This window comes from Photorhabdus akhurstii, assembly GCF_018448925.1.
GTDB lineage: Bacteria > Pseudomonadota > Gammaproteobacteria > Enterobacterales > Enterobacteriaceae > Photorhabdus > Photorhabdus akhurstii.
Window position 1 is genome coordinate 225,235 of record NZ_RCWE01000001.1, and the last position, 17,585, is coordinate 242,819.

Annotated in this window: 15 protein-coding genes; 12 read left to right on the top strand and 3 right to left on the bottom strand. The window is 44.7% G+C overall.

Going from position 1 to position 17,585, the window contains the following annotated elements; genetic code table 11:
* The first annotated feature begins 49 nt into the window (after window positions 1-49).
* From EAE93_RS00985 to EAE93_RS01020, 8 genes are all read left to right on the top strand, one after another.
* On the top strand, window positions 50-574 hold the full coding sequence (locus tag EAE93_RS00985; protein WP_105395977.1) for a hypothetical protein: 525 nt from the start codon (window positions 50-52) through the stop codon (window positions 572-574).
* A 119-nt stretch (window positions 575-693) separates the two neighbouring features.
* Window positions 694-1,035: a toxin co-regulated pilus biosynthesis Q family protein gene (locus tag EAE93_RS00990; protein ID WP_036778921.1), complete on the top strand. Its 342-nt coding sequence runs from the start codon at window positions 694-696 to the stop codon at window positions 1,033-1,035.
* A gap of 4 nt (window positions 1,036-1,039) precedes the next feature.
* Window positions 1,040-2,650, top strand: a complete 1,611-nt coding sequence (gene pilN / locus EAE93_RS00995) for a PilN family type IVB pilus formation outer membrane protein (RefSeq protein ID WP_214038891.1) — start codon at window positions 1,040-1,042, stop codon at window positions 2,648-2,650.
* A gap of 51 nt (window positions 2,651-2,701) precedes the next feature.
* On the top strand, window positions 2,702-3,970 hold the full coding sequence (pilO2, locus tag EAE93_RS01000) for a type 4b pilus protein PilO2 (protein WP_250150834.1): 1,269 nt from the start codon (window positions 2,702-2,704) through the stop codon (window positions 3,968-3,970).
* A complete protein-coding gene (gene pilP, locus EAE93_RS01005; protein ID WP_214038893.1) occupies window positions 3,957-4,499 on the top strand; it encodes a type IV pilus biogenesis protein PilP in 543 nt (180 codons plus the stop codon). Before pilO2 ends, pilP begins: the two co-directional genes overlap by 14 nt.
* Window positions 4,500-4,521: 22 nt before the next feature.
* Entirely contained in the window at window positions 4,522-6,078 is a 1,557-nt protein-coding gene (locus EAE93_RS01010) for a GspE/PulE family protein (protein ID WP_040152839.1), read from the top strand.
* A 6-nt stretch (window positions 6,079-6,084) separates the two neighbouring features.
* Entirely contained in the window at window positions 6,085-7,182 is a 1,098-nt protein-coding gene (locus tag EAE93_RS01015) for a type II secretion system F family protein (protein ID WP_036778911.1), read from the top strand.
* A 13-nt stretch (window positions 7,183-7,195) separates the two neighbouring features.
* On the top strand, window positions 7,196-8,311 hold the full coding sequence (locus EAE93_RS01020) for an ATPase, T2SS/T4P/T4SS family (RefSeq protein ID WP_214038894.1): 1,116 nt from the start codon (window positions 7,196-7,198) through the stop codon (window positions 8,309-8,311).
* Between the two features lie 680 nt (window positions 8,312-8,991).
* Here EAE93_RS01020 and EAE93_RS01025 read toward each other — a convergent pair.
* A complete protein-coding gene (locus EAE93_RS01025; protein WP_214038895.1) occupies window positions 8,992-10,305 on the bottom strand; it encodes an FAD-dependent oxidoreductase in 1,314 nt (437 codons plus the stop codon).
* 153 nt (window positions 10,306-10,458) lie between these two features.
* Between EAE93_RS01025 and EAE93_RS01030 the strand changes: the two genes are divergently transcribed.
* The 4 genes from EAE93_RS01030 to EAE93_RS01045 all read left to right on the top strand — a co-directional run bounded on the left by EAE93_RS01030 (window position 10,459) and on the right by EAE93_RS01045 (window position 14,556).
* Entirely contained in the window at window positions 10,459-11,133 is a 675-nt protein-coding gene (locus EAE93_RS01030; protein WP_040152841.1) for a TetR/AcrR family transcriptional regulator, read from the top strand.
* Window positions 11,134-11,466: 333 nt separating this feature from the next.
* Window positions 11,467-13,215: a L,D-transpeptidase gene (gene ldtD, locus EAE93_RS01035; RefSeq protein WP_214038896.1), complete on the top strand. Its 1,749-nt coding sequence runs from the start codon at window positions 11,467-11,469 to the stop codon at window positions 13,213-13,215.
* A gap of 99 nt (window positions 13,216-13,314) precedes the next feature.
* Complete coding sequence (locus EAE93_RS01040; protein ID WP_036778900.1) at window positions 13,315-13,863, top strand: YcbK family protein; 549 nt, start codon at window positions 13,315-13,317, stop codon at window positions 13,861-13,863.
* Window positions 13,864-13,908: 45 nt separating this feature from the next.
* Complete coding sequence (locus EAE93_RS01045) at window positions 13,909-14,556, top strand: MBL fold metallo-hydrolase (protein WP_036807099.1); 648 nt, start codon at window positions 13,909-13,911, stop codon at window positions 14,554-14,556.
* 147 nt (window positions 14,557-14,703) lie between these two features.
* On the opposite strand, the gene EAE93_RS01050 is transcribed toward EAE93_RS01045, so the two are convergent.
* Both EAE93_RS01050 and ompC read right to left on the bottom strand, forming a co-directional pair.
* A complete protein-coding gene (locus EAE93_RS01050) occupies window positions 14,704-15,894 on the bottom strand; it encodes an amino acid aminotransferase (protein WP_214038897.1) in 1,191 nt (396 codons plus the stop codon).
* Between the two features lie 222 nt (window positions 15,895-16,116).
* Window positions 16,117-17,292, bottom strand: coding sequence for a porin OmpC (gene ompC, locus EAE93_RS01055; RefSeq protein WP_269468815.1), 1,176 nt, complete (start codon window positions 17,290-17,292; stop codon window positions 16,117-16,119).
* Window positions 17,293-17,585 lie beyond the last annotated feature (293 nt).

Below are 17,585 nucleotides of genomic sequence, written 5' to 3' on the forward strand. Positions count from 1 at the left end.
GCATCTGATGATTTGGCGTTAACCAATCTAGAGTAATAGGAGAACATAAATGTGGCCATTAGCGATTGTTGGGATTGCCGTTGTATTTATCATGCAACTGATTTTTGGTGAGTTGTTGTATGAAGTGCGTGTGCAGTCAGTGCGTGCCAAGACTGATGTAGCCGCGCTGTTTCGTAGCTATGCTTCAGCCGGTGTGCAATTGCTTAATCATCATTCCGTTGGCGTAATCAAGAGTCGCAAGATGCAGCAGGCATTGACCACTCTACATATGACGTGGGTGAATACCGATGCCTGGTGTGACAACGTTGCCAGTCAGTGTCTCTGGGGGGGATTTATTTCAGGGACTCATGTCTATATTTTCCGCAAAAATATCCTCTCCGGGGACAATGGGTTGTTGCATGGCGCTTTCGGAGAATTACTTAAATGGAGCGCTGAACCCGATCAGATTGGTTTTAAGCAGGGTTCCAGACTCATCGACGGTAGAGGAAAACGGGTAGAGAGTCTGCTTGCCAGACGATTACCGGATGATGTTCGGAAGTTTGTATCTGACGGTGCGCTGGTGGAAATACTGTAGTTGTTGGAAATATTAGTTGTTGGAAATACTCGTTGTTGTTTCACAAGCGGGCTTTCTTTGGGTCGCTAGTCTTGGTTAACAGGTTGTTTGGCTTACTTTTTTTCTTTTTGGAAAGATCGATGAACAAAATAATCACATATGTTTTTACGGTACTTGTCTGTATGTCAAGTGTCGCCGTTTATGCAGCACCGATGCGTACACCCGTTCCTGTGGCGACGGTGTGGACAGCAACTCCGGGGCAAACTCTGCGCGATGTTACACAAGAATGGGCGAGTAGGTCTGGCTACCAAGTGGTATGGGATGCTTCCTATGATTTCCCTATCCGAGCAGGTCTGCGTTTTAATGGCACGTTTATCCATGCGGTAAGCGAGCTGTTCGAAGCCTATACGATGGCGAATCGTCCTTTTGTTGTCGATATTTATCAGGAACAGCGGCTTGTTCATGTACAGGCTCAGGGGTAATAACATGCATATCCAGTTTTTGACGTTTTCCAGATTGATATTGCTGCCCTGTATAGCGACTGGCCTGGCAAGTTGTGCAGCAATTTCTAATGTTGATCGGCAGGCAGATGCTGAGATGGCAAATGCTGACAGTATTATTAAGGAGTTACGCAATACTGCCGCCATGACGGCTGTGCATGTTCACGAGCATGGTTATTGGGTATCAACTAAGGAGATTCCATCAAAGAAGGAGGGTGAAACTGTTTCTTGCACGTTGACGCTGGAGGAAGCGGAGCCGATGACGTTGAGTCAGTTTGCGGAAAAGATCAAGCGTATCTGTGGCGTGCCGGTGCTGATCAGTGCTGATGCACGGTTTACAGTGTCTCCTCCCAGTTCGGCATCGGAGGTGAAAGAGAGTGGTCAGGAGGAGGTTGTTGTCAATTCGAACGCGCAGTCAATATCTGAGGGCGGTCAACCAGAAGAGATGAAAATAAACGTGCATTGGCATGGCTCCTTGGCAGGTTTGCTTGATTCGGTCATTTTGTCATCAGGATTGCATTGGAAAGTACACAATGGAGCAGTGCATATTTTCAAAACAGAGACGCGAGTGTTTCAAATATATGCATTGCCCGGTACGGATGCATTATCTTCCAGCGTGACAGCGACGACCAATGCCACGTTCGGCGGGGGCTTAAATGGAAGTGATAGCGGTAACGGTAACAGCGGTAGTTCCCAAACTCTCGCGACTTCTTTGACCCGTTCGGTTATGGATGAGATCCAAAAAGCAGTGGCAAATATGCTAACGCCTGGCGAAGGTAAGTTAACTTTGTCGATGGCGACGGCATCATTGGTGGTAACTGATTCACCCGAAGTACTTGATAGAATTAAGGATTATATTGATCAGCAGAACAAATTATTGACAACGCAGGTGGTGCTTAATGTCAAGATCCTTAACCTGACGTTCGATCGGGCTGATCAGTATGGCGTTGATTGGTCACTGGCCTATAAAGACGCTCATATCGGAGTGGGTGGCGCGGGCAGCGGTGTTACCGAGGGGGGGGATATCAGTACCAATATTCATATTCTTAAGGGGCCATTTAGTGACAGTAATTTACTGATCAAGGCATTATCGACCCAAGGTAAAGTCTCTATAGTGACTCAACCTTCGGTGACTACACTGAATTTGCAAGCGGTACCGATGCAGGTTGCAACCCAGACCGGTTATGTTTCATCAACTTCTAGTACCTCGACGCCACAAGTTGGCATTTCAGTAGGGATCGAACCAGCGACAGTGACGACGGGTTTTAATATGTTGATGCTGCCTTATGCAATGGCCGACAAGCAAATATTGTTGCAGTACAACATTAGTTTGAGCGATTTAAAGAGGCTGGAGAAGTTTGGCGAGAAAGCGACCGGTCAGGTGCAGTTGCCGACAATAGATTTACGCGCATTCAGTCAGAAGGTGAGATTACATTCAGGTGAAACACTGGTGCTATCAGGATTTGAACAGCAGTCAGATACCAGTGATCGTAGTGGTTTGGGCAGCCCGGATAATCAATTCTTGGGTGGGAGCCGTCAGGGCAAAAGAAACCATAATGTGATCGTAGTCATGATTACTCCTATAGTGGTAGATTGAATGGTGGTAGATTGAAAAATGACCCAGACTGAAACGGGCGCGGAGCGCGCTATGCAAATCAAACTATATGGTAAGACGTTGGTCGCAGGCATTATCTGGCGACCGCCTGTCACTGTGTTAACACGTTCTCACATACGCAGAAATGGGATTGCCGCAGGGTTTACCTTGGCTGTCCGGCATCGTGTTGGACGAAGTATACAGGTCGGGTATGTACCAAAGGAGTCAGGAGTGCCGGGTTGTTATTCATTGGCGGCCGTTCTTGCTAAAGCGGTGGATAAACCTAACTGGATAGGTGCGTTTCATTTGCCTGATGGACATTATGCATTGGTAGCGGTACATCAGGGCGCGATAATGGCTGGACGTGATTTGATCGGCACTCGTGAAGAGATCGAAGCGAAATTGCGTGATACGGTGCAGTTGGTAGAGGGCGCCAATGGGGTGTGGAATGCGATTTATGCGCCGAAGGAGTTTGAATCGCCGTGGTTGGAGGTGCCATTGGCGCAACTGTTGCCGCAGTCCGCGTTGAGAAAGTCTGTTGGTCAGCTTGAGAGTTTAACCGGCGAAATGTCGAAGCGCCAAATTAAGGTCTTTGCCATGACCGCAGGTACTGCGTTCTTGTTAGTTGGCGGTTGGTGGATGTGGCACATCTATAAGCAGAATACAGAAATAAGGGTACCGGATTTATCCAATGAGGTGGTGGAAGTTCCACCGCCGCATCCGTGGCTTGCGCAACCGACAATGGCGTCTCAGTTTTCTGCATGGAATAAAGCTTTAGCCAAGGTTCCCTTATCGCTCGTGGGTTGGCAGATTGAAGTCATTATGTTGGATGCTAATGCGGTTTCTGTGAGTTATCAGCGCCATGATGGGATGCCGATCAATGTTTTCCAGGTTGCTGCTATCAATATTTTCCGGGCTGGCCCGGTGATTTCCAATGGTGGGGAGCAGGCACAGGTATTGATACCGTTTGAGCAGTCGCAGAGTCATGATCAGGAAAACAACGACGATGTGTTGCAGTCGTCAGATCAGGCGCTGGTTGAGCTGATGTCTTATTTTCAGGCGCTAGGTTTGCCGCCGCCAACGTTGACTGAGGGAGCCTCCATTTTGCCGCCGCCTCCGCCCCCTTTGCCAGAAGGCGAAACACGCGAGTGGGCCAATCCTGATTGGCAGACTTATAACTGGACACTGACTTCTCAATTAGCGCCAGATGCACTGTTTTCAGGTAAGCCGCTCCCCGGATTGAGAGTGACCAGCGCCAGAATTGTGTTATCTGATGGTTTTCCTGAGTGGAAGCTGAGTGGAGTTTTCTATGCAAAAAATTAGCCAGCTTATAATCAGTCTATTTGTGGTGTCGGTATTTTCCCTGACATATGCGCAAACATCATTTACTGAGTTACCGGCAGTTCAGACGAAGCGCCATGTTGCACAGAAGCCTGCATTGCCAGCGATAACCACTGACAGCGTTGCTGCGCAACTGGAAAAGTTACAGACGGATTTGATGTTACTTAAAGCTGAAACCGCAAGGGCAAATGCTCAGGCTGAATTCGATAAAATTTCCAGAATGGTGAATAAAAGAGATGCCGTTAATAATGGCCTGCCTCTGGTTAAGTCAATCTTCGGGCGCAATGGGGCTCTGACCGCTACGCTCCGGCTTCGTTCAGGCGGCATCATGGATGTGAAAGCAGGTGAACAGTTGCCGAATGGTTATAAAGTGGTCCGCATTGATACCGGGGGAGTGACTTTCTCCAAACAGGGGAGATTCTATGAGGTAGGTCTTACGGCTACTAATGATGCATCATTGCTGGATAGCCTTGACTTGATGGTTGCGCCGCCGCTGCCGTTAAGCCGTTAGTTACTGATGGGTGGCGATATTTATGGAAATAACATGCTCCGATCTGTTGTGTATGGTCAGGCAGGGTGCAAAAGTTTTATCTGCCTTGAGCGGCGTACTTGAAATAGAGTTAGCTAACCGCAGTTTGATATGTCTTGTTGAGTTACCTCAGCAGAAGGGGCAATGCGTACTTGCCGTATCTGCTTCCCACCGGCTTGATCCCCATGTGCTGGCCTATGAAGAGACGGTTAAAAGACATGGCCTTATCTATCAGACTGTCACTTGTGGCATGGGGAGCATATTGGAATTGTACCGTCTCAGTAAGAGCGAGAGTCATGGACTGGGAGGGAGTGAATCGGATGTTCAGCGTTATATCATTCGCTTAATCGGCGAAGCGACTGAGGAACGGGCGTCAGATTTGCATATCGTTGCTCGCCGTAATTATTGTGAAATTCGTTGCCGTATCGATGGTTATTTGCGCTCAATAGGCCAACTGCGGCCAGAAGAAGGATTGCGATTATGCGCGACTATCTATCAAAGTATGTGTGATGTGGCAGAGCCGACGTTTAAACCGATGCAGGCGCAGCGTGCGCGAATGAAAGATGAGTTTCTGGCCGAGTGCGGACTTTCCGGGGCGCGTATTAATACCCGCCCGCTTGATCGCGGCATGTTGATGGTGCTGCGATTGTTGTATGCGGACAGCCCCGGTACGGTGTGCACTTTAAGTGATCTCGGTTATTTGCCGGAACAGTGTCAGATACTGGAAGAACTTATGGAGCATCGGGCTGGTGTGGTTCTCTTGTCTGGTGCGACTGGTAGCGGAAAGAGCACCACTTTGAAAGTTGTGATGCAGAAGATGATAACCGAGCAAGCCGGCATCCATCTGCTTACGCTTGAAGATCCACCCGAATATGAAATTGAAGGCGCTAATCAATCTCCTATAACCGGAGATCGAGGTGATAGCATTATTGTCGAACAGGAATGGGCGATGGCAATTGCTGATGCAATGCGACTCGATCCTGATGTGATTATGGTCGGTGAGATACGCGACGCAGTGACGGCAAAGATGGCATTTCGTGCCGCAATGACCGGCCATCTTATTTGGACCACGATACATGCAAACGATGCTTTAGCGATCTTGCCCCGCTTGCAGGATGAGGCTGTGATGGAGTCGCTATTAATGGATTCGCGTCTGGTGATTGGTTTAGTCAGCCAAGCGCTGATTCAGGTGTTATGTCCTCATTGTAAAGTTCCCCTGCGAGGGCATGAGCAAGAAGTTTCCGAGCGTCTGTTGAAACGACTCAATCTTTATTGTCAGCCGGAGTCGGTTTGTCTACAGGGGGAAGGTTGTGACTATTGCAAACAGTGCGGCACCTTGGGCCGAACAGTAGTCGCTGAAGTGATACGCACTTCCCCTGGCTTAATGCAAGCTTATCGAATGGGTCATCATCACGAAGCGACTCGATATTGGATCTCGGAGATGGCGGGATTAAGCAAGATCGACGCGCTTATTCGCAAAATAAATGACGGGATAATCGATCCCCGTGCCGCAGAACGTGTGATGGGGCCGATTATTCCTGCGATCCATCAAATAGAGTGAAACGCTATGTCCATGACCGATTTTGTTGAAAGACTGAACTATCGATTTGCGAAGATCCAGTTTGGTAATAAAGCGCGGATTCGTTTTTACGGGCATCTGATCATGATGCTGGAAAATCGTATCATGCTGATTGATGCATTACGTGAAATGTATAATATTGCCAGCAACGAAGGCCATAAACCCAACAATGGTTGTGCGTTGGTGTTAAGTAGTTGCTATGAATCTGTCAGTCAGGGCAGTACCTTGGCGGAGAGTTTACAGCGATGGATTGGTCCCAATGAAGTCGCGGTGATTGCTGCGGGTGAGCGTTCCGGCGACATACGTAGCGCTTTTATGGATGCGATCGCCATGATCGAAGCGGGTAGCAAGATCCGCAGTGCTGTTATTGGCACATCTATTTATCCACTTATACTCATCGGGATGATATGTGTCTTGCTGCATATTGTGGCTGGGAGTTTGGTGCCCAAACTGGCTGCTGTTTCTAAGCCGGAAACCTGGGATGGTGCGGCTTATACTCTTTATTTAATGGGAACATTTGTCAACGATTATGGATTTTATTCGCTGATATTGCTGGTGATATTGATCATTTTATTGTTGTTATCGCTATCTTTTCTGGGGGGGCGACTGCGAACAGTGCTTGACCGGTTTCCGCCGTGGTCACTGTACAGAACCATTCATGGCAGTATGTTCATATTGAATGTGTCGTTGCTGATTCGTTCAGGGATGATGTTGCAATCGGCGCTGGAATTGCTGCTGGAACAGGCGGGTTCCCGCTGGCTGTATGTGCGTATCGCGGCTACGCTCGAACATATTTCAATGGGGGCTGGTTTTGGTGAGGCATTGCGCGATACCGGTTACCGTTTCCCGGATGACGAGGCGATCAGTTATCTGAGGTTATTGTCACGATTGCAGGGTTTTGATCAATCAATGGCGAAGTTTGCACGGCACTGGTTGGATGAAACGATAGTTAAGGTTCAGATAGTGACGCGAGGCTTCCTGTTGGCTTCAATTCTTATGATTGGCGGCATGTTGATGCTGGTGGTGACGGCGGTATCGGGCATTGAAAACGCCATTGAACAGTCGTTATCTATGCCATCTGTTTAATTCGAGATTAACGATGAAAATCAGGCAGAATATTGAAACTGGAACCAGTGAAATTCAAGGAACAGGCGGCGTATGTCGTGAGAAGGCGTTGAATGAGCTGAAAGAAGCTTGCGGACCGATTATCCTCCGAGCGCTTGATGACAAAGACGTGGTGGAAATCATCATTAATCCTGATGGAAAACTGTGGATTGAATTGCATAACCAAGGCATGAATGAAGCGCAATCTCATTTTCCGGCGGATGCGGCAGAGCGGATTTTACTGATTTCAGCTTCGTTGCAAAAGTCAGATGTTGGCGTTGATGTAGGTCTGATTGAAGGTGAATTCCCATTGGGGAGCGCTCGGATTGCCGGTGTTTTGCCTCCGCTGGCAAATGCGCCGACTATTGCCATTCGTAAACACTCTCCGGTGGTATTATCGCTGTCTGATTACCGCAAAAGCGGCATTATTAAGCCGATAGGCGCTGCTGCCATGTGGTTGGCATCTGGAATAGCGAGTTATAAACGCAGTTTTGAACACCCAATTGAGGCAATTCGTGAAGCTGTGATGATGCGCAAGAATATTCTAATCGTTGGGGGTACCGGCAGTGGGAAAACGACGCTGGCTAATACTATTTTGTACGAGATTAACCTGCAATGCCCGAGTGACCGTATTGTGGCGATTGAGGATACGATGGAATTACAGCTTAATAATGCTAACCGGGCGCTGTTACGCACTAGTAAGGATGTGGATATGCGTCGCTTGCTGCGAACGACAATGCGTTTGCGTCCAGACCGGATTGTAGTGGGGGAGATTCGCGGCGGTGAAGCTTATACTTTGCTCAAGAGTTGGAATTCCGGCCATCCTGGAGGAGTAGCAACCATGCATGCCAATTCATCTGAAGAGGGGTTACAAAAACTGGCGCATTACATTTATGAAAATGAAGCGGCGCAGGGTTTTACGCCTGAGACTATCGGTTGGATGATTGCCAAAAGTGTGAATTTGGTGGTGGTAATAGAAAAGATCGCAATGGAACCGGGAAGAATGGTGTCAGAAATTTGTGAAGTTTCCGGGTTTATGAATGATCGTTACAATATGAATGTTTTGTGCTTACAAAGTAATGGATATTGTGAGTTTAAACCACGTATTTAAAGTGCGATGTTACAAATAATTCTGAAAATGATGATGAGAATATAAAAATAATAATAACAAATTTATCTATAATTTATTATTTTCTTCTATTAATTAAATGTTTGTTGTTTTTAAAATAATGATATTACAGGTTAAATAATTAAATGCTGCTGAATATTGATGTTTGTGGTTAAGAATGGTAATTGAATTTTAAATGTAAAAATACTGTGAATTATGTACAGACTCTCGGATAATTAAATGTAATGATATGAAGAGAATAAGGTTTTCTATTCTTTTTTACCTGTCTAAATGGTTGATTAATATGATTATATTTGTTTTTTATTATTTTCATTAATTGCTAATGAATTATCTGGATATTATAAATGAAAAAATTAATAGATTTAAAAATACATAGCTTCTTTAATTTTTTGTAGCCCGGACAATATAGATTTAAGCCATTGTAAATTTGGCAAAAACCTACCAGATAATCCGGGCATGGATTTTTATTATATTTTTTAGACAAGATATTCTGGCCGATACGATAGTAAATAATCGATTCTACCTTATCAAGTCTTTATTTTTCAAAAAGAAGTTATCACTGGTTTACCAAAACCAAACTCTATTCTTGAGCCGACGCAATATTACCGCAAATTCTTTGCTAATCGTTTATTCAAGTTATCTGGAGGTAAAGTGAAAGCCTCTTATTGCGTACTACTCAAAGAGTGTGTAGTACCTAATTTTATTTTTCCCTGGTGTTGCGCAGATTTTGTTATCGGGAATAGCACTCGCTTTATTGGCGGTAAAGTTTGTGCAACCCGAAGTACAGTTCGAAACAGTATTCGCTTGATCATCGAACGATCGGCTGCATTTAACGCGGTACGTAACGAAATTTCAACGGCCTCATTAGCATATGTTCGCATTTGTTGTTCATAATCTGAAATCGCTTTGATTAAATCTTCATGACCGGATGCTACCTGAGTCAGCGTCTGTGTGAGCAAAAGTGCGTCTCGAAGCGCTGTGTTTGCCCCCATTCCTACCATTGGCGTCATGTTGTGAATAGCGTCGCCAAGGAGTGTGACAGCGCTGGAACGCCAGGGTAAGAGGTGATCCATACTGCGTAACGGAATCACAGAGATGTTTTCCATATCACTCTGCTTAATTAGGGTATGCAGATTTGGGTCCCATCCAGCAATACGGGTACAGATCAGATCACACAGAGATTCCGCGGGAAAATCGGTAATCGTATTCGGGTAGCTATTCGTTGCTGCTGCGTAGGCCCACATGACAAAATCACCAATTTCTGTCGATGTGGCCTTTACTTGGGTATTGATCGGAGCACGCCATAGAGAGACAAACAATCCACCAGAGCTTTTAGGCACGATATTGTTGGGCGACCCATCCAGCAAATATGGAGGCAATGAGGCAGCAAGAGCTTGGGTAAGGCGCACGCGTCCAACGGTGAGTGTGACGCCAATATCAAGCCTTTTTATCGCGGGGAGGTACTGCTTGCGTACTCTTGAATTGCTTCCATCTGCGCCGATAAGAACATCAACATCTTCGTGACTTTTATCTGTGAAAAAAAGCCTGACTTTACCGTTTTGCATGTGTTCATAGCGCTCGAACGTTTTGTTCCATTGAACGGTATCTGACAGCCCCTCATTTAATACTTCTATAAGTTCGGATCTGCTGATTGACATCCGATCTTCGGTAATAATTTGTCCATCCTCCCTATGAATATTTCTCTGGGCTTCGAGAAGAAGGTGTAGATGTTCATCATAGAATCTTGTCTGTCCGCCGACAGGTTTTGAAATCTTTTTAAAGGTTAACCAGTTAGTTTCCGGTAGGCATTCCTGCATAGCCTGCTGGCCGAACGTATCGACGTAAATGCCATAACCGGGAAGTATGGATAACGTAGCAGAGCCACGTTCATAAACTTTCACTTTTATTCCATTTTTACGCAGGCCATGTGCCAGGCATGCACCACCAATCCCTGAGCCGATTATTCCAACGTTCATTTCTTTTTTCTCCATAAGTAGTACGATGTGATTCTGAAAGAATCATGGTGACTATAGCTGGCTAGGATCACAGCCATCAGTCGTGTTACTGCTATAGTCTTAATAATAGTATACCGTACCGTTCGGTACCAATAAAAATTTAGGTTTTTTTACATGACAAGTACACCTAAAGCCCAAACAGATCACAAAAGAACCCGTTCGTACTCTAGAATTTCAGGAGAACGAGTTAACGAGCTGTTAAAAATTGCTGCTCAGGTATTTGCAGAACGGGGTTTTGATGGTGCCAGTATCAATGAGATGGCGAAACGTGCTAATGCTTCGAAGGGAACCTATTATAGCCGATTCCCTTCTAAAGAAGAGTTGTTAGTCGCTGTCGTCAGGCAAAGAATAGAAGAAGTTGAAGTCGGTCTGGACAAGACGATGAACCGCGAACCAGATATTGGGAAAGCGTTAACCATTTTTGCAGAGGAAGTTCTCACGGCAATTCTCTCTGAGACAATGATCGCAAACTACCGGGTGGTAACGTTGGAGTCTCAACGTTTTCCGCAGTTAGGTAAGATCTATTATGAAAAGGGAGTCAAAAAGATCGTAGATTTTCTTGTCGAATATCTGGTACGAAAGATGAAGGAGGGAAAATTGAACATAGTAGACCCGAAAATCTCCGCAGAGGTGTTTATCGATGGCATCATTGGAACGCCAAGGCTTAAGGCTACTTTGGGTATTGGTTTACCGACTCCAGAGGAGAAATCTCAGCGAATTGCCATCGCTGTTCAGTCATTTCTCGCTGCATATGGTACAGCCTCATGTGATAGCGCTTCTTCATCATGATAGTCGCGTTGTTGTAGTAAACAGATGTAGTAAATCAGATGTAGTAAACCAGAAATTATTGTAGGAATGGCGTTGAATTGAGGGCCTGCCTGTTATCAGGTAGGTCTCTCTGCTGAATTAAGAAAGCGATTTGCATACCTTGAATTATAGACGAGACGCTTTGGCGTCTTTTTTGCTCTTGTATGCTGGGTTGACTGGCGATGGCTTATTATATTTCCTTTGCAGATAAATAGTTTACAATGTAAATAACTTGTTGTTTTTCTTTGATTAGAGTCTGAATTTGTCATAATTAAAATTAACTCATGAGAATGTTCTGAAGGTGGGTATGTTGATATGGTAAAAAGAGCGATAAAGCCACTGTGTATTTCGGTTATTTGTAGCACATCGATAGTAGCTGGATATGCTTTAGCTAATCATCAGAGTAGGATTATTGAAGGTGATATGCAAAATCTGCCAAAAATGCAGGTTGAAAAGATATCTGAGACAACCATACCCGAACAGGTACAAATTCAAACTGCTGCAATTTCAGAAACAGAGCGTCGTAAAATAGTGCGAAGCTGGTTACCAGCGCAAGTTAAGCCTGTTTTCTTTGACCAATTGGTTAGTTTGTACTCTTCCAATCAGATGCAACCTTTGTGGCAAGATAAAATCGCGGTTCAACGCTTTGAACAACAACTTTCAGAACTTGCATTGGCTGGCTTTCAGCCGCAATTTGGTCAATGGCTGACTGAACTCAATGATGCTCAATTGAGTCAGATGGGACGTGATCTCATTTTATCGGATGCTATGCTAGGTTATTTACAATTTGTTTCAGATGTCGGTCAGCAGGGCCAAAGCTGGCTCTATCGCACTATGTTATATAACAGCACTACACCGTACAAAAGCATTACAGCATACAAAATTGTATTACCTTCATCAGAAGTTGTGGATCAGTGGCAGCAAGCTATTATCGATCACAATGTGGCCGCTTATGTTGCAGCATTGGCGCCACAACATCCTCAATATGAAAATATGCGCAAGGAGATGATGAAACAACTGGCTGATAGTAAACCGTGGCCACAGCTTTCTGATAAAAGTGCGCTAAAACCGGGACAGAGTAGTTCTGATGTCGCTGTGTTGAGAGAAATACTTATTCGCCTTGGGATGTTGAGTGAACTGACAGCTCAAGCAGATCATATCTACGATCCTGAATTGGTGACTGCGGTAAAAAATTTCCAGCGTTGGCAAGGGTTGGCGCCGGATGGCGTAATTGGTAAACGCACAAGAGATTGGCTAAATACTTCACCTCAAACTAGAGCGGGTTTGATAGCGCTTAATATCCAGCGTTTGCGTATTATCCCAAGCCGTGTGTCTACAGGAATTATGGTCAATATTCCAGATTATTCATTGCATTATTATCTTAATGATCAGGAAGTGTTGGACTCGAAAGTGATCGTTGGTCGTCCAAGCCGTAAAACACCCATTATGAGTAGTGTGCTGAATAATGTGGTGATTAATCCTCCCTGGAGTGTGCCGACTAGCCTGGCAAGAAAAGATATCGCGCCACGAGGGCTTGATGATCCCGGATATTTTCAACGGGGAGGATACGTTATCTTTTCAAATTGGCGTGCTGATGCCAGTGTCATCGACCCTTACACGATTGATTGGAACGTGATTACGCCTGCTAACTTTCCTTATCGAATATGGCAAGCTCCGGGGCCGACTAACTCATTAGGCCGCTATAAATTTAATATGCCAAACTCGGAGGCTATCTATTTGCATGATACGCCGAACCATAACCTGTTTAACAAAGACATCCGAGCTATTAGCTCTGGTTGTGTACGAATTAACAAGGCTTCAGAATTAGCGAATATGTTATTGGGAGATGTGGGGTGGACTCAAAACAAGGTGGCTAATACCGTGAAACAGGGCAATACCGTTTATGTTAACATTCCACAGCGTATTCCTGTTTATTTGTATTATTTAACTGCTTGGGTAGATGAACAGGGGATTCCTCAGTACCGTACTGATATTTATGATTACGATAATAGTGTGAGACAAGGTTCCCAGTTTTTGTCAAAGTTGTTACCTTTACAAAACTAAATGCAACTAATTTTTGTTATTAGTTGTCTCATAGACCAGTGACCAGTGACCAGTTGCCTGGTGGTTTATTTTTTCCATAATCTGAGTAGATGTTTCTTCATGGATATAATTGATCATAATCGCCGTAAGTGGCTTTGTGTGGGGGCTGCTGCTTTAGGTTTGAGTTTTTTGCCGGGGCATGCTTTTGCGACTCTGGCAACTCCACGCCCACGGATTTTACGTTTTGACAACTTACATACGGGTGAAACGATTAAAGCCGAATTTTTTGACGGCTATCGTTACAACAAAGAAGAGCTGGCCCGCTTGGATCATCTGTTTCGAGATTATCGTCAAAATAGAGTTAAGACTATCGATCCTAAATTATTTGATCAGATTTATTTGCTGCAAATGATGATGGGGATTAATAAACCTGTACAACTTATTTCTGGTTACCGTTCACTAGTAACCAACAATCAGTTGCGCAAGCAAAGTAAAGGCGTGGCTAGACAGAGTTACCATACTCGCGGGCGGGCGATGGATTTTCATATTGAAGGTATTGAGCTTAGTCGTATCTGTAAGGCTGCTCTGAAAATGAAAGCGGGAGGAGTAGGATACTATCCACACAGTAATTTCGTTCATATTGATACAGGTCCTGTCAGGACATGGTAATCTGGTGAGTAACTATTTTGTTTTGACTATGGAGTAAATGAAATAATGAAATACCAAATTATTCCTGTTACTGCTTTTATGCAGAATTGTACCCTTATTTGGAATGAAGAGAGTAAGGAGGCGGCAATTGTTGATCCGGGGGGAGAAGCAGAGAAGCTGATCGCCGAGATAGAACGCCGTGGTTTGAAATTGACCCAGATTTTGTTGACTCATGGTCACTTTGACCATGTTGGTGCAACAGCGGCAGTCGCTAAACATTTTAATGTGCCGGTCTACGGACCGCAGCAGGAAGATGCTTTCTGGATTGAAGGCTTGCAAGCTCAGAGTCGGATGTTTGGCATTGAAGAATGCCCATCATTTGAACCTGATCGCTGGTTAAATGAAGGTGATGAACTACGAGTAGGGGGCGTTGATTTATCTGTGTTGCACTGTCCAGGGCATACGCCAGGGCATGTTGTGTTTGTAAATCATGCGGATAAACTGATTTATATGGGAGATGTTCTGTTTAAAGGGGGAGTTGGGCGTAGTGACTTCCCACGCGGTAATCACCAGCAGTTAATTAACTCAATTAAAGATAAACTTCTGCCACTTGGTGATGATTATGAATTTATTCCAGGGCACGGGCCAATGTCGACGTTAGGTTATGAGCGCCAGACTAATCCATTTTTACAGGATGAAGTACCAGGTTGGTGATGATCAACCCGTTCTATTTTCATTTTGATGTACTCAATGAGATTAATATCGCAATTGTGTCGAGTGTCGAATCTTCTGAATGATAAAAGCCGCTGAAATTCAGCGACTTTTTCAGAGTAAGGTAAATATAGTAAGGCAAATGTTAATTTAGAGTACTGCAACAATGGCTTCACATAGTGGAACCATGTTTTCCAACGTCAAACCAGCGACGTTAATACGACCGGAACTGACAGCGTATATGCCAAATTCCTCACGCAGACGTTCTACTTGTTCTTTTGTCAGACCACTGAATGAGAACATACCATTTTGGCTACTAATAAAGCTGAAATCCTGTTTTGCCCCTTTTTCCTGCAAGGTATTGACAAACAGTTGACGCATACGCTGGATACGTTCGCGCATGGTGGTCAGTTCCTGTTCCCAAGCTGCTTTCAGATCTTCATTTGACAAAATGGTGGTGACAACAGATGCACCATGAGCAGGTGGGTTGGAATAGTTCGCTCGAATAATCGCTTTAGCCTGACTGAACGCTCTTTCGGCTGTATCGCTGTCACTAGCAACAATGGTACAGGCGCCGACACGTTCATTGTACAGGCCAAAGTTTTTGGAGTAAGAGCTGGCAACAATCAGTTCATTGTGATTTTTCGCAAAAATGCGTAGGCCCTCTGCATCTTCATTCAGGCCCTTGGCAAATCCTTGATAAGCGAAATCAAAAAGAGGCAACCAGCCTTTCTCCGCAGACATTTCTGCCAGCTTAGTCCATTGTGCCGGGGTGGGATCGATGCCCGTCGGATTGTGGCAGCAACCGTGGAACAAAACAACATCACCTGCCTGAACTTCAGACAGGCTTGTTAGCATGCCTTCGAAATTCAGCGCATGTTTTTCAGCGTCATAGTATTTATATTCACGGACTTCCAAGCCTGCGGCGGAAAAAACGTTTTTATGGTTTGGCCAGGTTGGATTGCTGATCCAAACCCGTTTAGCATTAGTCTGTTTGGCAATGAAATCCGCAGCAATACGTAAAGCACCTGTACCGCCAGGGCTTTGTGCTGTGCGGGCGCGTTTATCTGTGACGACTGGGTGATCTTTGCCAAACAGTAATTCTTGAGTTACACGGCCAAATTCGGTTAAGCCGCTAATCGGCAGATAATTCTTTGTTGTTTCGTTTTCCAGTAAATATTGTTCAGCTTGTTTAACACTACTCAGAACAGGGGTTTCTCCTGTTTCATCTTTATAGACACCGATACCAAGGTTGATTTTATTTGTACGAGGATCAGAACGGAAACTATCGGCTAAGCCAAGAATAGGGTCAGCAGGCGCTGCTGTGATTTTCTCAAACATGTTTGTAATTCCAAAGCTCAGAGTTAAACCCAAAAGGGTAGTCAGGTTAACGCCGCTAAAACAGTTTGCCAACTATTTGTCGTAAAAAGAAGATAATCTTGTGAGGCAGTTTGCGGAGTGAGAATAAAGAAGGAAAACATAAGACTAAAAAAGCAGCACATAAGCGCTGCTTTCTCTTAATGATGTTTAACTTGTTCAGCTAAATCTATTTACCAACGGTAATTAGAATTGGTAAATCATACCTACGCCAACAACGTTGTCAGTGCTGATACCAACGTCTTTGGTGAATTCATTGCTATCCAACAGGTTGATTTTGTAATCAACATAGGTAGTCAAGTTTTTGTTGAAGTAGTAGTAACTACCAACAGAGATATATTTTACCAGATCGCGATTGTCGGATTCTTTCCCATCGTGATCAATGTCACCAAACAGGTTTTTACCTCTGGATTGAACGTATGCCAGAGATGGACGTAAACCGAAGTCGAACTGGTATTGGGCGGTCAATTCGATGTTCTGGGTTTTGTTAGCGACGCTTTCCCAGTTTACACCATCAACTTTTCCACCGAAACGAGTCATGTTACGGGTTTCACCGTACATGGCAGCCAGGTAGATGTTGTTGGCATCGTATTTAACACCAATGTTCCATGCTTCAGCGCGATCACCTAAGGCAGTAGAGCCAGTAGGTTTGTCTTTTTTACCTTCTTCTTCAATAACGTTAAAAGTAGTCTTTTGCGCAGAAGTACGGGCAGAGTTAGAGTATGCACCACCGACGCTGATACCGTAACCTACGTCATAGGTTGCAGCGAAACCGTAACCATCACCGTTGTCTTTACGGTTGACACGGCCATTAGCAGTGTTTTCGCTATTTTCACCCTGATATTGCAGAGCAAAGTTCAGGCCATCAACTAAACCGAAGAAATCGGTATTACGGTAAGTCAACAGACCAGTAGAACGGCCAGTCATGAAGTTATCAGTCTGCGCCATTGAGTCGCCACCGAATACTGGCAACACGTCGGTCCAAGCGTTGACTTCATAAACCACACCATAGTTACGGCCATAGTTCATTGAACCGTAGTCTGACAGTTTCAAACCAGCGAAAGCCAGACGAGTTTTAGTTTCTTCGTCAGTACCTTCTGCACGGTTACCTTTGATATTGTATTCCCAACGGCCAAAACCGGTCAGTTGGTCATTAACTTGAGTTTCGCCTTTGATACCCAGACGAGCAAAGGAGTTATCGCCATCTTCGCCGCTTTTGTTGTTAGCGAATTTGTGCTGGACTTCAACTTTACCATACAGATCCAGTTTGTTGCCGTCTTTGTTATAAATTTCAGCTGCATTTGCTGCGCCAGCAGCTAACAGAGCTGGGATTACTACTGCAAGAACATTGCGTTTCATCATTTATTATTACCCTCATTGGTGTTATTCGGACACCTGCCACTGCCAAAAATAATTCTTTAAAAATTTACGGAACTATTTGTGAGAGTTTAGTGTCGTCTGTTTCACTGTCAAGTGTTTCATTGGTTGTTATTTTTATCCACTCACAAAATGCGATAAAAAAGAAAATTTGGTAAAAATGTGAAACAAAGTGTTTCAAAATGTAAATGAGAGGTTGTTTTTTGAACTCTGGTCGGTCCAGTTTATTAAAAAAGAGAAAAATGGAGAGCAGTCAGTGGCGGAAGAAAATTACCTGT

Coding starts and splice junctions, on each gene's coding strand:
- EAE93_RS00985 (WP_105395977.1), top strand. CDS start 50: ATGTGGCCATTAGCGATTGTTGGGATTGCCGTTGTATTTATCATGCAA.
- EAE93_RS00990 (WP_036778921.1), top strand. CDS start 694: ATGAACAAAATAATCACATATGTTTTTACGGTACTTGTCTGTATGTCA.
- pilN (WP_214038891.1), top strand. CDS start 1,040: ATGCATATCCAGTTTTTGACGTTTTCCAGATTGATATTGCTGCCCTGT.
- pilO2 (WP_250150834.1), top strand. CDS start 2,702: ATGCAAATCAAACTATATGGTAAGACGTTGGTCGCAGGCATTATCTGG.
- pilP (WP_214038893.1), top strand. CDS start 3,957: ATGCAAAAAATTAGCCAGCTTATAATCAGTCTATTTGTGGTGTCGGTA.
- EAE93_RS01010 (WP_040152839.1), top strand. CDS start 4,522: ATGGAAATAACATGCTCCGATCTGTTGTGTATGGTCAGGCAGGGTGCA.
- EAE93_RS01015 (WP_036778911.1), top strand. CDS start 6,085: ATGTCCATGACCGATTTTGTTGAAAGACTGAACTATCGATTTGCGAAG.
- EAE93_RS01020 (WP_214038894.1), top strand. CDS start 7,196: ATGAAAATCAGGCAGAATATTGAAACTGGAACCAGTGAAATTCAAGGA.
- EAE93_RS01025 (WP_214038895.1), bottom strand. CDS start 10,305: ATGAACGTTGGAATAATCGGCTCAGGGATTGGTGGTGCATGCCTGGCA.
- EAE93_RS01030 (WP_040152841.1), top strand. CDS start 10,459: ATGACAAGTACACCTAAAGCCCAAACAGATCACAAAAGAACCCGTTCG.
- ldtD (WP_214038896.1), top strand. CDS start 11,467: ATGGTAAAAAGAGCGATAAAGCCACTGTGTATTTCGGTTATTTGTAGC.
- EAE93_RS01040 (WP_036778900.1), top strand. CDS start 13,315: ATGGATATAATTGATCATAATCGCCGTAAGTGGCTTTGTGTGGGGGCT.
- EAE93_RS01045 (WP_036807099.1), top strand. CDS start 13,909: ATGAAATACCAAATTATTCCTGTTACTGCTTTTATGCAGAATTGTACC.
- EAE93_RS01050 (WP_214038897.1), bottom strand. CDS start 15,894: ATGTTTGAGAAAATCACAGCAGCGCCTGCTGACCCTATTCTTGGCTTA.
- ompC (WP_269468815.1), bottom strand. CDS start 17,292: ATGATGAAACGCAATGTTCTTGCAGTAGTAATCCCAGCTCTGTTAGCT.